Source organism: Seonamhaeicola maritimus (assembly GCF_008056315.1).
GTDB lineage: Bacteria > Bacteroidota > Bacteroidia > Flavobacteriales > Flavobacteriaceae > Seonamhaeicola > Seonamhaeicola maritimus.
Genome location: NZ_VRKQ01000008.1, coordinates 775,503 through 790,987, shown reverse-complemented (window position 1 = coordinate 790,987; position 15,485 = coordinate 775,503). Strand labels below are relative to the sequence as shown.

The 15,485-nt window shown below is 32.7% G+C and carries 14 protein-coding genes; 3 read left to right on the top strand and 11 right to left on the bottom strand.

Annotated elements, in window-relative coordinates; genetic code table 11:
- Nucleotides 1-6: 6 nt before the first annotated feature.
- Genes FUA22_RS03405 through FUA22_RS03395 form a run of 3 tightly spaced genes read right to left on the bottom strand, consistent with a single transcriptional unit; the run spans nt 7 to nt 2,685 of the window.
- On the bottom strand, nt 7-1,560 hold the full coding sequence (locus tag FUA22_RS03405; protein ID WP_147766430.1) for a CDK-activating kinase assembly factor MAT1: 1,554 nt from the start codon (nt 1,558-1,560) through the stop codon (nt 7-9).
- A gap of 11 nt (nt 1,561-1,571) precedes the next feature.
- Entirely contained in the window at nt 1,572-2,150 is a 579-nt protein-coding gene (locus tag FUA22_RS03400) for a hypothetical protein (RefSeq protein WP_147766429.1), read from the bottom strand.
- On the bottom strand, nt 2,134-2,685 hold the full coding sequence (locus tag FUA22_RS03395) for an RNA polymerase sigma factor (RefSeq protein WP_147766428.1): 552 nt from the start codon (nt 2,683-2,685) through the stop codon (nt 2,134-2,136). Before FUA22_RS03395 ends, FUA22_RS03400 begins: the two co-directional genes overlap by 17 nt.
- Nucleotides 2,686-2,856: 171 nt before the next feature.
- Between FUA22_RS03395 and FUA22_RS03390 the strand changes: the two genes are divergently transcribed.
- Nucleotides 2,857-3,411, top strand: coding sequence for a DUF2911 domain-containing protein (locus FUA22_RS03390; RefSeq protein WP_147766427.1), 555 nt, complete (start codon nt 2,857-2,859; stop codon nt 3,409-3,411).
- Between the two features lie 64 nt (nt 3,412-3,475).
- Nucleotides 3,476-4,546: a methylmalonyl Co-A mutase-associated GTPase MeaB gene (gene meaB / locus FUA22_RS03385; protein WP_147766426.1), complete on the top strand. Its 1,071-nt coding sequence runs from the start codon at nt 3,476-3,478 to the stop codon at nt 4,544-4,546.
- Here the strand turns inward: meaB and FUA22_RS03380 are convergent.
- From FUA22_RS03380 to mnmA, 7 genes are all read right to left on the bottom strand, one after another.
- Entirely contained in the window at nt 4,541-5,482 is a 942-nt protein-coding gene (locus FUA22_RS03380; protein ID WP_147766425.1) for an NAD-dependent epimerase/dehydratase family protein, read from the bottom strand. The two genes, meaB and FUA22_RS03380, sit on opposite strands and share 6 nt — an antisense overlap.
- A 24-nt stretch (nt 5,483-5,506) precedes the next feature.
- Entirely contained in the window at nt 5,507-6,082 is a 576-nt protein-coding gene (locus FUA22_RS03375; RefSeq protein ID WP_147766424.1) for a phosphatase PAP2 family protein, read from the bottom strand.
- 18 nt (nt 6,083-6,100) lie between these two features.
- A complete protein-coding gene (locus FUA22_RS03370; protein ID WP_147766423.1) occupies nt 6,101-6,328 on the bottom strand; it encodes a hypothetical protein in 228 nt (75 codons plus the stop codon).
- Nucleotides 6,329-6,331: 3 nt separating this feature from the next.
- Nucleotides 6,332-7,708 carry an MATE family efflux transporter gene (locus tag FUA22_RS03365; RefSeq protein ID WP_147766422.1) on the bottom strand — a complete coding sequence of 459 codons (1,377 nt, stop codon included), beginning with the start codon at nt 7,706-7,708 and terminating at the stop codon, nt 6,332-6,334.
- 303 nt (nt 7,709-8,011) lie between these two features.
- Nucleotides 8,012-9,694 (bottom strand): sulfatase family protein, encoded by a 1,683-nt coding sequence (locus tag FUA22_RS03360; RefSeq protein WP_147766421.1) that lies wholly within the window; start codon nt 9,692-9,694, stop codon nt 8,012-8,014.
- A gap of 19 nt (nt 9,695-9,713) precedes the next feature.
- Complete coding sequence (locus tag FUA22_RS03355) at nt 9,714-10,655, bottom strand: NAD(P)H-dependent flavin oxidoreductase (RefSeq protein ID WP_147766420.1); 942 nt, start codon at nt 10,653-10,655, stop codon at nt 9,714-9,716.
- Between the two features lie 8 nt (nt 10,656-10,663).
- A complete protein-coding gene (mnmA, locus tag FUA22_RS03350; protein WP_147766419.1) occupies nt 10,664-11,851 on the bottom strand; it encodes a tRNA 2-thiouridine(34) synthase MnmA in 1,188 nt (395 codons plus the stop codon).
- A 184-nt stretch (nt 11,852-12,035) separates the two neighbouring features.
- On the opposite strand from mnmA, the gene FUA22_RS18570 reads away from it, so the two are divergent.
- Nucleotides 12,036-14,315, top strand: a complete 2,280-nt coding sequence (locus FUA22_RS18570) for a fasciclin domain-containing protein (RefSeq protein WP_241664741.1) — start codon at nt 12,036-12,038, stop codon at nt 14,313-14,315.
- Nucleotides 14,316-14,637: 322 nt separating this feature from the next.
- Here the strand turns inward: FUA22_RS18570 and FUA22_RS03335 are convergent, their stop codons facing one another.
- Nucleotides 14,638-15,348 carry a toxin-antitoxin system YwqK family antitoxin gene (locus FUA22_RS03335; RefSeq protein ID WP_147766418.1) on the bottom strand — a complete coding sequence of 237 codons (711 nt, stop codon included), beginning with the start codon at nt 15,346-15,348 and terminating at the stop codon, nt 14,638-14,640.
- Between the last annotated feature and the right edge of the window lie 137 nt (nt 15,349-15,485).

Sequence of the window (15,485 nt, the reverse complement as noted above, 5' to 3'; positions counted from 1 at the left end):
ATAATTCTATTCCATAGTAACATTACTATACTTTGCATTAACTACAATGCTTTTACCACTGCTTAAATTTCCTGTTGAAAACGTTGTTAAATTTCCTGTTTCTTTCTTTGGATGACTTAATCTAGAACGATTTCCTTTATACTGTAAATTGCAATCTACTTTTGGAAGTGCAATTATAGCATCACAATTTTGAATTATAACATTTAAATTAGTAAAAGCATCATCAATTTTTAAGATTTTTATATCTCCAATATTTGCATCAATAATGGCATTCCCAATTAAGTTATCAATTGTAACATTTGAAGAATTTGAATTTAAGACTACCTGTTTTACATTGTTCAACTCAACTTGTTTAGCATAGTTTAAATTCAGTTCACCTAAATTCCAATTACTAACATAAACCGGAGAATAAGAAGCATTAATGGAAGTTAACCCTCCATTAATGCTATTTGCAGTTAGTTTAGTATAAGCTAAATCTGCTTTTAAATTATCTATATTAGCAGCAAATTCAATTTCACCATGCTTTACGTTAACTTTCAACTTAGCTTTTTTAGGCATTTTAATTTTAATAGTTTTTTTAACATTAGAATTAGATTCTTTATGAACCAACCTTTCAATTAAAACCTTTCTTTCTTTAGCCAGTTTTTCTCTTTTCTCCTGGTGAACCTTTCTTTCAGCATGCAATTTCTCACGTTCAGCTTCACGTTTTTCTAAAGCTCTCTCCCTGTCTTTGGCAGCTTTTTCTAACAACTTTTCTCGTTTCTCTTGCTGTTCTTCTACGCGTTCAGCTTGTTGTTCCATTTTCTCTGCAAAACGTTCGCCCCAAGCCTCCATTTTCTTTTCAAATTCCTCACTATCAAAATTCTTTTCAAATTTTTCAGCCCACTCTTCCATTTGTTTCCCATATTTCTCACCCCATTCTTTTCCAAATTTCTCTCCCCATACCTCCATTTTTTTTGCATAATCATCTCCATAAGCAGATTCGAATCTTTTCGTGTATTCTTCTAAGTACTTTTCGCCATCCTTTTTGTAAGCTTCATAATCAAAGTGAAAGCTTTTAGCATTTTCAGGTAATGCTGGTAATTCAGGAAATGCTGGCATTTCAGGTAGTGCAGGTAATTCATGAATCCGCACTGATAGATCTCCTAGAATTTCAGGTAATTCAGCTAATTCATATTTAAGTTCTCTTAAAACAGCATTAACAGCCTCATCATCATGAGGTGCCGTTCTATAAGCCCAGGCCCTTGGTGCATATGCAAAACTATTAGTAGTTATGGTTATTTCATTACTTGAAGCATCAACATCAACATTCCAATTTTTAAGTGCATCCTTTATTTCTTCATCGCTTAAATTATCACCTTCAATAAAGGCTTCAATTTCAACGGTATCTTTATTCCATGTATCAAAAACAATATTACAGTAACTTGTATTTAAGTCAATAGTAACATCTTTATCAACCTTAATAGATTGTGATACTTTTGTCTGTTTTTGTGCAATTAAACTACTGACTGTAAAAAAGGCTACTACCAGTAATTTTAATTTTATTAATAATCTGTTCATTTTTTGATTTTTTAGATTGATTGTTCAACTTCTTCAGTTCCTGCTTCTGCAGGTGTTAATTCTTTTAATTGAGATTTTAAACGATATAATAAGTTTAGACGCAATTTTAAATTATCAATTAAGGCATTCACCGTTAATTCACTTGGACCAGATTCGGTTAATTCTAAAGACAATCTTTTGTACTCTTTATCGAGCTCACTAAGCTGTTCTATATAGCCATCAAAAAGGTCTTTGGTTTCTGCGGTATATTTTATTTTAGATAATTCTAAATTAATACTCGCCAAATAATAATCTTCAACTTCTTTAAGTCCTGGAGACACATCGCCTAAAGTCTTGGTATCAGTAGTTTCATTATTTGCCACTTCTTCTGAACCTATTACAACCTTTGGATTAAGAATCTTATAACCTCCAAAACTCAAACCAACTAATAAAACTATACTAGCTGCAATACGCATCCAACCAAAATTAGATTTAGGAGATACCGGGAGTGCTTCATCTAATTTATTGATGAAACGTTCCTGATGATTTTCAGGCATTTTTTCATGTGTTATTTTACCATCTTTAAATAACTCTCTAATATCTTGCGCCATGACTCTTAAGTGTTAACAGTTCCTGTAATTTTACTTTACCTCTTGATAATTGCGTTCTTGATGCCACCTCAGAAATATTCAAAATCTCTGATATTTCCTGATGATCATAACCTTCTATTAAATACAGCATTACTACATACTGATATTTATCTGGTAATTTATTAATAGCTTGTTTTACATCATCTAATGTAATGGCATCATCTACCAACCATTTGTCCTCAATAGGAGTATCTACTACTTTTAGTGACACCGCATCTAACTCAACAAGGTGTTGTTTTTTAGATTTTAAAAAGTCTATACTCTTATTAACTACAATTCGTTTTAACCAAGCCCCAAAAGTAACTTCTGCTTTATATTGATGCAGTTTTGTAAAAGCTTTTATAAAAGCTTCTTGCACCACATCTTCAGCATCATTGGCATCTTTCAAAAACCTATGAGCAACAATATACATACCATCGCAGTACTGGTTGTATAACTGCAGTTGTGCTTTTCGGTTGTTCTGTTTACATTGTTCAATAATGTCAACTTGAAACATACTAAATCTACTTTTGGTCTAAGTTAGTTCGTTTAAAAGACGATTAAAAAATTGAAGTGTTGCAAAAAATTTATTTTTTTATTCATTAAATAACAAAAGTCAACAATTATACGTTTCACTTTAGTAATTAATAGTTTTTAAAGTATATTTATATCCTAAAATTCTCTCAATATGAATACCTTCTTAAAACGTGTGTTAGTACTACTTTCAATAGTGGCATTGGGCTTACTTTTGTATTCTGTTTTTGTTGAAAACATATTTGCTAAACGTTTAAGTCCTAAAGATACCGTAAAATTTGAATTGAATGATTTAAGGTTGAAAGTGTTTTACAATAGACCGTTTAAAAAAGAACGAGAAATTTTTGGAGCCCTAGTACCCTTTGATAAAGTGTGGCGTACAGGTGCCAATGAGGCTACTACTTTTGAAACTAATGAGACTTTAGATATTAATGGTATGATTTTACCTGTTGGAAAATATACACTTTGGTCTGTGCCAAAAGACTCCACTTGGAATATTATGTTCAACTCAAAACAATATGAATGGGGTGTTGATTCTGAAATGAACCCTTTGTGGGATCCAAATTATGATGTAGTAAATATTGAAGTTCCAGTACAGAAATTAGAATCGTTTGTTGAACAGTTCACCATTGCCTTTGATAATTCTACAGACAAGCTATTTTTAACCATGGCTTGGGACGACACCAAAATTGCGGTTCCTCTTAAATAATTATTATTGAAAACTCTTCCGGTTTCAGAATTGTTTATATTAGTTTAGATTTATTCGAAAAAGAGTGAAAAAATCAAAAAAATCTGCACTTCAAGAAACTGGTGGTATTTCCATTTCCGAAATAACTAGCACTAATTCCATTGAAAAATTAAAGAAAAAGCGCAACGCTAAAATTGATACTGAATCTTTAATTACATCTATACTTAATAAAGATATTACGGCTTTAAGTAGAGCTATTACACTTGTTGAAAGCAAAAACCCAAAACATTTAAAAAAGGCTAACATCATAATAAAAGGGTGCTTACCACATGCTAATAAATCTATTAGAATTGGTATTACAGGGGTTCCGGGAGTTGGTAAAAGTACATTTATTGAAACCTTTGGTAAATACTTAACAAACTTAGGAAAACGTGTAGCTGTTTTGGCAATAGACCCAAGTAGCTCGATTACAAAAGGTAGTATTTTAGGCGACAAAACAAGAATGGAAGCTTTAGTTCAAGATGAGAATGCTTATATCCGACCTTCAGCTTCTGGTGATACTTTAGGTGGTGTTGCTAGAAAAACCAGAGAAACTATCACTCTTTGTGAATCTGCGGGATTTGATGTTATTATAATTGAAACCGTTGGTGTTGGTCAAAGCGAGACTACTGTACATAGTATGGTTGATTTCTTTTTACTATTAAAACTTGCTGGTGCAGGTGATGAATTACAAGGTATTAAGCGTGGCATTATAGAAATGGCTGATGCCATAGCAATTAACAAAGCTGATGGCGACAATTTAAAAGCAGCTAACCTTGCTAAAACAGAGTTTACAAGAGCACTTCACCTCTACCCTGCAAAAGACTCAAATTGGCAACCAAAAGTTACTATTTGCAGTGCGGTTGAAAATAATGGTATTGATACTATTTGGGGCATCATTTCAGATTATATTGAAACCACTACCAAGAATAAGCATTTTAGTGTAAAAAGAAATGAGCAAAACAAATATTGGCTCATTCAGACCATTGAAGAAAAATTAAAATCTAATTTTTTCAATCAATCAAAAATCAAATGTGAATTAAAAAAACAACTGGAACTGATTGAAAATAATAAAACAACTCCTTTTGCTGCTGCTGATTTTTTGTTGAACCTATAGAAAATTCTCCTTATACCATAAAACTTGTTCCTCTACAGCTTCCATTAAAGATGTGGTAGGCCTGTAATCCAATAATTTTCTGGCTTTATCAATATTAGCCCTTGTACGAAGTTGGTCACCAGGTCTTTTAGGAATAATGTTTAATTTAATGGATTTCCCTAATGAAGCTTCAACTGCTTCAATTCCTTCTTGAGTTGTATATTCTTTGTCGGTTCCAAGATTAATAATTTCACCATTTAAAACAGCTTCTTTCCCAATAACACTAACAATTCCGTCTACTATATCTCCTACATAAGTAAAACTTCTTAGGTGCTTGTCGCTTCCTTCAAATAATGGAAATGGTTCTCCCTTTAAACCTAAATCAATAAGTTTAGTAAACATTTTTTCAGGTCGTTCTCGGGGTCCTATAACAGAATATAAACGCAAGGAACAGGATTTAAATTTTTGTTCTCTACTCTTTTGTAGAGCCAACTGTTCAGCAGCTAATTTGGTTACACCATAAAATGAAGCTGGTTTAGGCTCTTTATCCTCAGAAAAAGTAGCTTCCAAGCCATAAACAGAAGACGTTCCTATATTGACAAATAATTTAAGATAAGGCAAATTTTCAGCATAATCTAATATACTCCTAGAGGCAAGAATATTATTTTCTAAATAATCCATAAAAGTGGAAGTGGAAGAAATACCAGGTTGAGCAGCAAAATGAAAAATATACTCAATGTCTTTCGGCAAGGCATTCTTTAGATTCATATCGTTTAAATTCTTATCTAAAACTGAAATTCCTTTTTCTAAAAGAGATTGTTCATTTAATCGTTTAAGATCTTCACTGTAGTATGAAGAAAAATTATCTATACCAAAGACATCGTGATTTAAGCTTTTCAACCTTTCGGCAGTATGAGAACCAATAAATCCGGCCGCTCCTGTAATTAAAATTTTCATTTAAGTAAATTCAATGGAATTAATTTATTTATTTTTTATACCAAACCTATTTAATAGAAAGCTAGCAAATTTAAAAAAGATAAAACCTGCTATGGCGCCAAAAGTTAAACCACAAACAATGTCAGTGGGGTAATGCACACCAACATAAATTCTACTATAAGCAACCACCGCACTCCAAAACAACAAAATATAAATGGCGTTTTTATAAAATGGTCTAAGCATTAAACCGGCATAAACGGCAGCTGCCATAGAGTTTGAAGAATGCCCTGAAAAGAAACCATATTTTCCGCAACGTACTGCAATGAATCGCATTTGATCAATTAAATCACTTTCTCCACAAGGTCTTGGTCTTGCAAAACCCCGCTTAAAAACATTAGTGATTTGGTCTGTAAACGTTATCATTAAAGCAACTGTTACAACAAAGACAATCAAAGCCTTCCAGCCATATTTTTTATAAAGTAGATATAGTAATAATGCATATAATGGAATAAAAGTGAGCTTATTTGTGATAACCAACCACAAACCATCCCAAGTTTCAGTTCCTAGATTATTTAAAAATAAAAAAAGCGCTGTATCGTATTCTAAAATCTTTTCTAACATTCAAAAAAAACTAAAACGTTAATCATCGTATTTTTCAATTTCACTATCGTAAAAATCAGTTGCAAGTTTAATAGCATTTTGGGTCTCGGTTTCTAATTCTTTTTGATCTTCAGCATCAAAATCTTCAAACCAATCTACCTCATCATTCTCAAGATTAATAATAAACCTTGGGAATTCTGTATGAATTACATAAATAGCATTTGGGTGTTCTGTATTATCACCGAGTATAAACTTTGGAAGAGACATATTTTATTCTTTAGTCAAAATTAACCTTTTAGTTAAATAATCAAATCGAATATACAACAAAATAGCTGCTGTAGATAATCCTGCTAATAGCCCAAGCCAAATACCAAAACTACCATAAGCATCAGCTTTACCCATAAACCAACTTACCGGGAAACCCACTAGCCAATATGATACAAAGGTTATTATTGTTGGTATCTTAACATCTTGTAATCCTCTTAAAGCACCTAAAACAATCACTTGAATACTATCACTTATTTGAAAAATAGCTGCCGCCACAAGCAGTTTTGATGCAATGGCTAATACCTCTGTATTATCTGCAAGGTTTTTAGCGTCATCAAAATCAACATAGATCTTAGGTAATTGATTATGAAAAGCGAAGAATATTATCGCAAATCCAAAAGCTAGAATAGTTCCCATTAAAAATAACGAAAATGCTATTCGGCGTAACTCATAATACTTTTGCAGTCCTTTTTGATTTCCTACCCGAACCATTGAGGCTACGCTTAATCCCATGGCAACCATAAACGTCATTGAAGACAAATTTAAGGCTATTTGATTTGCCGCTTGAGGGTTTTTACCAAGTAAACCACTTAACCAAATGGCTGCTGTAAAAATGGCAACCTCAAAAAACATTTGCATAGCACTAGGTGCTCCTAAATTCAAGATTTTTCTAATCATTAGTTTATCAAGAACAAAGAATTTTATATTGGTCACATAAGCTTTTGATTTTTCTTTACCTCTTAATAAATACCATAAATACCCTACCATAACAAAGCGTGAAATGAGTGTACCGTAAGCAGCACCAACAATCCCGTAAGCAGGAAAGCCAAATTTTCCAAATATTAAAATATAGTTTAAAAAAATGTTTATAATGTTTGCCAAAAGTGTTGCATACATGGGGTGTTTTGTCATAGACAAACCATCACTAAATTGTTTAAATCCTTGAAAAACTATTAATGGAATTAAAGAAAACGCCACTAAATCTAAATAAGGTATAGCCAGCTCTACCACTTCTGGCGGCTGCCTCATTAAATACATGAGTGGTTTTGCAAAAAAAACTAATAAAAAAAGTAACACCCCTAAAACAGTACATAGAAATAAACCGTGTTTGAATGAAGACTTTCCCTTATCGAAATTTACTTCAGCATCTGCTTCAGCAATTAATGGTGTTATGGCTGTTGAAAAACCTATACCCAAAGACATTGCTATAAACATAAAACTATTACCTAATGACACGGCTGCAAGTTCGGCAGTTCCAAGTTGCCCAACCATGATGTTATCTACAAAGCTCACAAAGGTGTGCCCTAGCATACCTAACATTACAGGAGCCGCTAGTTGCCAGTTGTACCTAAACTCTTTGGTATAGTTCTGAATTTGCATGATGCAAATGTAAACCTTAGCTTTTTCTTTAACCAATTTTAAAGAATTTGTTTGATTTTCAAAAAATTAACATATGTTAATAACTTCATATAACTTTCAGAATATTAAGTCGTTAATTTTTTTACATTTGAAAGCCGATAATCTACAATACATTAAAATCGGAAGTCTTTATAAACTTACGATTTATAGAAACATATAGCTTTTATTTTATAGGGATTAAAAATTACAGCTTAAAGGTTTCAATAAAAAAGGAGGAAATTAATTTCCTCCTTTTTTGCTTTTCAATAATTCTAGTTTATGCTATTATTGGCTTATAACCGATTTGGTTGATTGGAGCTCTGTCCATTTAGCCTTTTTCCAATCTACTGGTGGAGGAAATGCTTTTGATTCCTCGGCATATAAATTCATCATCTCATTTACAATAAGCGGTTTGTCTTTTGACAAATCTTTACTTTCTGTTGGGTCGTTTTTAATATTAAACAATTCAATAATAGGATTTCTACCATCCATATGATCTAAATAGATTCCCTTTTCTAAAGTTCCTGTAAAGCGAAGTAAATAATCATCTTTTATAACCACCCAACATGGAGGAGCAAAACCAGATTCTGTACTATGAGTTTGGGTAGACTTGTTAATCAAATACCCCCATTTATATGCATGTAATCCTGACCATACCAAATGATTATGTAAAGGTTCTTTTTGTACATCATTAATTATTGGTAATAAACTCTTACCATCAATTTTTTCAGGTAATTCTTCTCCAGACACATCAATAATAGTTGGTAATATATCCATGGTAGATACCATTTGACTGGAAACTTTTGGTTGGGTTATACCTTCTGGCCAACTAATAAACATAGGTACCCTAAAACCTCCTTGGTAATAATTACCCTTATGACCTGTAAAAGGAGTATTCCCCGGTAATGGAGACCCTGTTTTATGTCCATTATATGAGCCACCTGCCATAGCACCATTATCAGATGTAAAGACAATAATTGTGTTTTTATATTGATCTTTCGATTTCAGAAAATCAATCATCCGTTTTACATTCTCATCAACTGCATTCACATGGGCATAAAAATTATCCAAATCATATGAGCCTGAATTAAACTTATTAAAATACTTTTCAGGAGCTTTTGGTTCTAAGGAATCATGAACAGCATGATAATGCAACTGGATGTAAAAAGACTTTTTACTTTTAATTGAAGAATCCATTACATCAATGGCTTTATCGGTAAAAACCTCTGTATTATAATTTTTCTGTGTACCAACATACTCAAAATTCTCCCAAACATTTTTTGCATTATAAAAACTACACGCCCAATGATTGTATCCGTAATAATAATCAAAACCATTATTTAATGGATTTTGTTCTTCTACCACAGAACCAATATAACCGCTTTCCTTAATTTTCTTATGAAGAATAGGGTTGGATTTCTTTAAATCATAATAATCTCCTTTTTTTTCTACTTGGTATTCTTTTCTAATATTATTTATAATTTGCTTATCTCTTTTACCAATATGCCACTTACCAATATGAGCAGTTGAATAATTTGCATCCTGAATCTTTTCTGCTAAATGTGTACCTTTCTGTAATCCACTTTCTTCACAATCAACATTGGTGTATACACCAAATTTATTTTGATTCATTCCTGTGGCAATTCCTAAGCGTGATGGTGCACAAATATTACTTGTTGTAAAGGCTCTGTTAAAAATAATGCCCTCATTAGCCAAATAAGATAAGGTAGGAATCGCTTTTTTAGAAAACTCTAAAGACTTATCTAAAGAATATCCTTGAAGACTATCAACTAAATGCACAAAGTAAGGGTTATAATCAGAAGTTGTGATGGTATCATTATATATACCGAATTGCCCATAACCCAAATCATCCATCATTATAAAAAGTACATTAGGTTTTTGTTCTTTTGGATTAGTGCAATTAAATAGTCCTAATGTTAGGATTATTATATAATACAGTTTTTTCATAAATCTTTTATGTTGAATGCTATATATTTGAAAATTCCTTTTTAGAGGCTTCAAATTCGGTAACAATATCTTTTACAATTTGTGATACAGGTTTTATATCATGTATAAGTCCTGAAATCTGTCCAATCTCAAGTTCGCCATTATCTAAATCACCCTCAAACATTCCTTTTTTTGCCCGTGCTCTTCCTAATAAATCTCTAAGTTGATTTATCGTAGGACCTGTTTTATAAAGGGCTTCTATTTCATTATAAAACTTATTCTTAATTAACCGAACCGGCGCCAATTCCTTCAATGTTAATTGCGTATCACCTTCTTTTGAATCAACAACCATTTGTTTAAATGACTGGTGTGCAGAACTTTCTTCACTAGCCACAAACCTACTGCCTATTTGAACACCATCAGCTCCTAAAATCATGGTAGCTAACATTGCTTTACCGGTCGCAATACCTCCTGCTGCAATTAATGGAACAGTTATATGTTCCTTTATCATAGGAATTAAAGTTAAAGTTGTTGTTTCATCACGTCCATTATGCCCTCCAGCTTCAAAACCTTCAGCAACAATGGCATCCACTCCAGTCTCCTGTGCCTTTAATGCAAACTTTAAACTACTTACAACATGAACAACTATAATACCGCGATCTTGTAACCAATTAGTCCAAGTTTTTGGATTTCCTGCAGAAGTAAAAACAATCTTTACTCCTTCTTCAACAATAATATCCATGATCTCTTGGATATTTGGATAAAGCATAGGTACATTAACCCCAAAAGGGTTAGTAGTTGCTTTTTTACACTTTTGAATGTGTTCTCTAAGTACTTCAGGATACATTGAGCCCGCTCCTAAAAGTCCTAAAATTCCAGAATTACTAGCTGCCGAGGCTAAACGCCATCCGCTATTCCAAACCATTCCTGCTTGAATGATTGGGTATTTAATATTAAAAAGTGTGGTTATTTTATTGGGCATGCATAAAGTTAAGAAATAACCCCCGAACCTAAAAGCTCTTCATTAATATACCATGCTACAAATTGCCCTTCCGTGATAGCCGATTGATATTCTTCAAACTCAACATACAATCCTGAATCTACTTTATGTAAAGTAGCCTTTTGCAGCGGTTGCCTGTATCTAATTCTAGCTTCTACCTTTAATGTTTCATCAACCTTTAAAGCTAAATCTTCACGAATCCAATGCAATTCATCATTAGTTACAAATAATGCTTTCTTTAATAATCCTGGGTGTTCTTTACCTTGACCCGTATAAATAACGTTTTCTTCAACATTAGTATCTATAACAAATAAAGGTTCTAATGTACCACCAACAGCTAATCCTTTCCGCTGCCCTTTAGTAAAATAATGGGCCCCTTGATGTTTACCAACAACCTTTCCTAAATCAATTTTGTAATCAATTTTTCTTGAAAGGTATTCCAATTTATCTTCTTGAGAGGAAAACTCGGGCACTTCAATACTAAAAATTTCTTGTTCCTTTGGAATTTCAACAATAACACCTTCTTTTGGTTTTAATTGTTGCTGAAGAAAATATGGTAGCTTTACCTTACCAATAAAACAAAGACCTTGAGAGTCCTTTTTATCTGCTGTTACTAAACCAATATCATCTGCAATTTCTCTAACTTCTGGTTTGGTAAGTTCCCCAATTGGAAACAATGCTTTTGCTAATTGCTCTTGTGACAATTGACATAAAAAATAAGATTGATCCTTATTAGTATCTTTACCAGCAAGTAATTGATATACTTCTTTTGCTTCTTTTTCAACAACACCTTTTCTGCAATAATGACCGGTAGCTACATAATCTGCACCTAAGTCAAGTGCTATTTTCATGAACACATCAAACTTAATTTCTCTGTTACACAGTACATCTGGATTTGGCGTTCTTCCCTTTTCATATTCGTTAAACATATAATCCACAATACGTTCTTTATACTGTTCACTTAAATCAACAGTTTGAAAAGGAATTCCTAATTTTTCTGCAACCAACATGGCATCATTACTATCATCTAACCATGGGCATTCATTAGAAATAGTAACGGAATCATCATGCCAGTTTTTCATAAACAAGCCTATAACCTCATAACCCTGCTGTTGTAACAAATAAGCTGCAACACTAGAGTCTACACCACCTGAAAGCCCAATAATAACACGTTTCATCTTAAAAAATTAGGCTACAAAGATACATATATTTCAAAGATTTTTTCTTCCATAAATAGTGAAGATTGGAGTACTATAATTTTATTTTGTTTAATTATATTTATTTTTTTTTGAACAAAATTTGTTTTTTTGTTTAATCTTTTTATATATTTGCTGAACAAAATAAAATTTTAATCTTATAATAATGAAAACATTAACAGCCTTAAAAAGAATCACAGTGCTATTTTTAGCCACTGTTTTCGTATTATCTTGTAGTGATGATGACGAAATTAAAGTAGTAGAAAAAGCTCCTGAAACGATTACAGAATTAGCAGTAGTTACACCAGAGCTAAGTACCTTAGTAGAAGCCTTACTAGTAGCAGACGGAAATTTAGCAGCAGTTTTAGACAATCCATCTGCATCCTTAACAGTTTTTGCTCCAACTAATGATGCGTTTGCGAGATTTCTTGCAGCGAATAATTTTGCAAGTTTAGATGACGTTCCTAAACCAGTTTTAACTCAAGTTTTATTGAATCACGTAATGAGTGGAGAAAACGTTTCTGGATCTTTATCTACAGGTTATGGAAAAACCTTAGCCACAGAAGCATCTTCAGGTGCTAACTTGAGTATTTTTATAAATACAGCTGGCGGAGTAATGTTAAACAACACTTCATCAGTTACAATGCCTGACATTGACGCCACAAATGGTGTTATTCATATTGTGGACGAAGTGATTGGACTTCCATCTATCCTAGATTTTGCAACAACTAATGATGATTTTTCAATTTTAGTACAAGCTTTAACGCGATCAGATTTAACTTTTGATTACGTAAGTGCACTTTCAACACCAAGTGGATCAGATCCTGCTCCATTCACAATATTTGCTCCAACCAATGAAGCGTTTGTGAATTTGTTAGGAGAATTAGGGGCAAGTGGATTATCAGACATTGATGAACCAACATTAAAGGCAACCTTAGATTTACATGCCGTTGCTGGTGCTAATGTAGTATCATCTGCATTAACCGATAATATGATGGTTGGTACCCTTGGTGGGAATATTACCGCTAATGTAAGTGGAGGAGCAACTTTAACTGATGCCAACGGAAGAGTTAGTAATATTCAAGTAGTAGATGTACAAGCAACTAATGGTGTAATACATGTAATTGATAAAGTAGTACTTCCTTACACTGATGGAACTATAGCAGCAAAGGTTTCTAGTAATGCCAATTTAAGTAGCTTACTTGCTGCAGTTCAAGCCGCAGGTTTAGTAGATGTGTTAAACGGTGCAACTGAATACACTGTTTTAGCTCCTACCAATGAAGCTTTTGCAGCATTTTTAGCTGATAATAACTTTGCAGATTTAGGTTCTGTACCAACGGATGTTTTGACACAAGTTTTATTAAATCATGTAATTACAGGAACCGTAATGTCTGGAGATTTAGTAGCAGGTGGTTCAGGATATGCTAATACCAATGCCACTGGTGCTGGAGATATGCCTATGAGTATTTTTTATGATACTAGCAATGGTGTAATGTTCAATAATAGTGCTATGGTAAGTTCAGCAGATTTGGCAGCTACTAATGGTGTAATTCATATTGTTGATAAAGTAATTGGATTACCTAGTGTTGTTGATCATGCATTGGCTAACCCATCTTTTAGCAATTTAGTAGCAGCACTTGGTGCAGCAGATGGTGATTTGGTATCTGTTTTAAGTGGCAACGGTCCATTTACTGTTTTAGCTCCTGTAAACGATGGATTTACTAGCTTTTTGGCCGATAACAATTTTGCAAGTCTTGGAGATGTTCCAACTGATGCACTTTCACAAGTATTATTAAATCATGTTATAGGTGGAACAACTTTCTCTACCGACTTAGTATCTGCAGGTTCTGGTTATTCAAGTACTAGTGCTACTGGAGCTGGAGATAAACCAATGAGTATTTATTTCAATACATCTAATGGGGTTCAATTCAATGGTGTTTCTACAGTGGCTCTACCAGATGTAGTAGCTGCTAACGGAGTTATTCATGCTGTAGATAAAGTTATTGGATTACCAACCATAGCAACTTTTGCAACTAGTAATCCTGCATTATCTATTTTAGTTGAAACTTTAGCTTATGCAGATACAGGAATGCCAACTGTTCCATACATAACAACAGTATCAGATGCTGCAGCTGGACCTTTCACAGTATTTGCTCCAACAAATGGTGCTTTTGGAAATCTATTAACAGATTTAGGAGCATCAGCTTTAACAGATATACCAACTGGTACAGTAGATTCAGTACTTTTAATGCATATTGTAAGTGGAAACATACAATCTGATGGATTACCAAACGGTACAGTATCAACTTTAGGTGGAGATATAACAGCCGACAATACCAACTTTACACTAACAAATAGTAACGGAACAAGTAACATAGTTACTTCGTTAGTTGATATACAAGCTGCAAATGGTGTTGTTCATGTTATAGATCGAGTGATTAGATAAAACAAATATAATTTACAACCTCATCAAGTTAACCAAATGAGGTTGTAAATTAACCCATATATTAAGGTGGAAATATAACAGCAAATATTAAAGGTGGTGCAATCTTAACAGATGCTATACAATAGAGAAAGCGGACATAATTGCTGTTAATGTGCAGACCTCTAATGGTGTAAATACAAGCAATCTAAAAGGTTGTTTTACCACCTCTACCTTAAAATTATAAATTTAGTTAGTTTGATTTATTGGTTAGTTAGTAGTAGACAATATTTTTATTAATAGCTATCTTTCGCTGAAAAGTTGTCTATGAAAAAGAGGGCTCCCTTTAATTAGGGAGCTTTTTCTTTTTTTTATATTTTGATTTTGGTGTGAAATCTTTTTCCTCTATTAGTTTACCATTTTCATAATATTTCCAAATGCCATGTTTTTTACCAAGTTTATACCTTCCTTCTGCAACTAGCTCACCTTTTGAATTATAATATTTTGACACACCGTGTAACTCATCATTAACATAAATAAAATGTTTTAAAACCACATTCTTAATTGAATACCAAATAGCCTCACCTTCTAATTTACCATCAACGTAATTTTGTTTTTCGGCCATTCGCCCATTAGAATAATACACATATTTTTCTCCATGAAGATTACCCTTGTCATTATAGAATTCTAAGGTCATAATTTTATCAGAATTATTATGATAATACTTCCATTCTCCAATGTACTTTTTACCATCCATTGGACCTTCACTAATAAGCTTTCCTTTTGATGAGAAAAACTTCACATCCGCTTTATTATCCAATTCATTAAATGCCTTTGACGCCGTTAAAACCGCTTTACCTCTTATGTTTTTATAAAACTTAAACGTACCTATTTCCTTTCCATGGTTAAATTGACCTTCATACCTAAGTACTTTAGTGCCTTCAAAATTCTTTTTCCAAATACCATGACGTTTTCCGTTATCATCAAACTGATTCACAGTTTGAGCTGCTACAAAAATTGTATTAAATAAAAACAAAATCAGACTTAACTGTTTCATATGCACACTTAAATTATTAAAGATTTTAAATATTGAATTGACATAAATATAAACGTATATATATACTTTCAAATTGTATATAACAAAAAAGCTGCCAAGTTTAGGAAATTGTTGGCAGCCTTTAAATTTATATAATG

What these genes read in the sequence shown, in the direction of transcription:
- FUA22_RS03355 (WP_147766420.1), bottom strand. Translation starts at nt 10,655, where the DNA reads ATGCCCAATAAAATAACCACACTTTTTAATATTAAATACCCAATCATT.
- FUA22_RS03375 (WP_147766424.1), bottom strand. Translation starts at nt 6,082, where the DNA reads ATGTTAGAAAAGATTTTAGAATACGATACAGCGCTTTTTTTATTTTTA.
- mnmA (WP_147766419.1), bottom strand. Translation starts at nt 11,851, where the DNA reads ATGAAACGTGTTATTATTGGGCTTTCAGGTGGTGTAGACTCTAGTGTT.
- FUA22_RS03400 (WP_147766429.1), bottom strand. Translation starts at nt 2,150, where the DNA reads ATGGCGCAAGATATTAGAGAGTTATTTAAAGATGGTAAAATAACACAT.
- FUA22_RS03370 (WP_147766423.1), bottom strand. Translation starts at nt 6,328, where the DNA reads ATGTCTCTTCCAAAGTTTATACTCGGTGATAATACAGAACACCCAAAT.
- FUA22_RS03380 (WP_147766425.1), bottom strand. Translation starts at nt 5,482, where the DNA reads ATGAAAATTTTAATTACAGGAGCGGCCGGATTTATTGGTTCTCATACT.
- FUA22_RS03390 (WP_147766427.1), top strand. Translation starts at nt 2,857, where the DNA reads ATGAATACCTTCTTAAAACGTGTGTTAGTACTACTTTCAATAGTGGCA.
- FUA22_RS03395 (WP_147766428.1), bottom strand. Translation starts at nt 2,685, where the DNA reads ATGTTTCAAGTTGACATTATTGAACAATGTAAACAGAACAACCGAAAA.
- FUA22_RS03365 (WP_147766422.1), bottom strand. Translation starts at nt 7,708, where the DNA reads ATGCAAATTCAGAACTATACCAAAGAGTTTAGGTACAACTGGCAACTA.
- FUA22_RS03405 (WP_147766430.1), bottom strand. Translation starts at nt 1,560, where the DNA reads ATGAACAGATTATTAATAAAATTAAAATTACTGGTAGTAGCCTTTTTT.
- FUA22_RS03360 (WP_147766421.1), bottom strand. Translation starts at nt 9,694, where the DNA reads ATGAAAAAACTGTATTATATAATAATCCTAACATTAGGACTATTTAAT.
- FUA22_RS03335 (WP_147766418.1), bottom strand. Translation starts at nt 15,348, where the DNA reads ATGAAACAGTTAAGTCTGATTTTGTTTTTATTTAATACAATTTTTGTA.
- FUA22_RS18570 (WP_241664741.1), top strand. Translation starts at nt 12,036, where the DNA reads ATGAAAACATTAACAGCCTTAAAAAGAATCACAGTGCTATTTTTAGCC.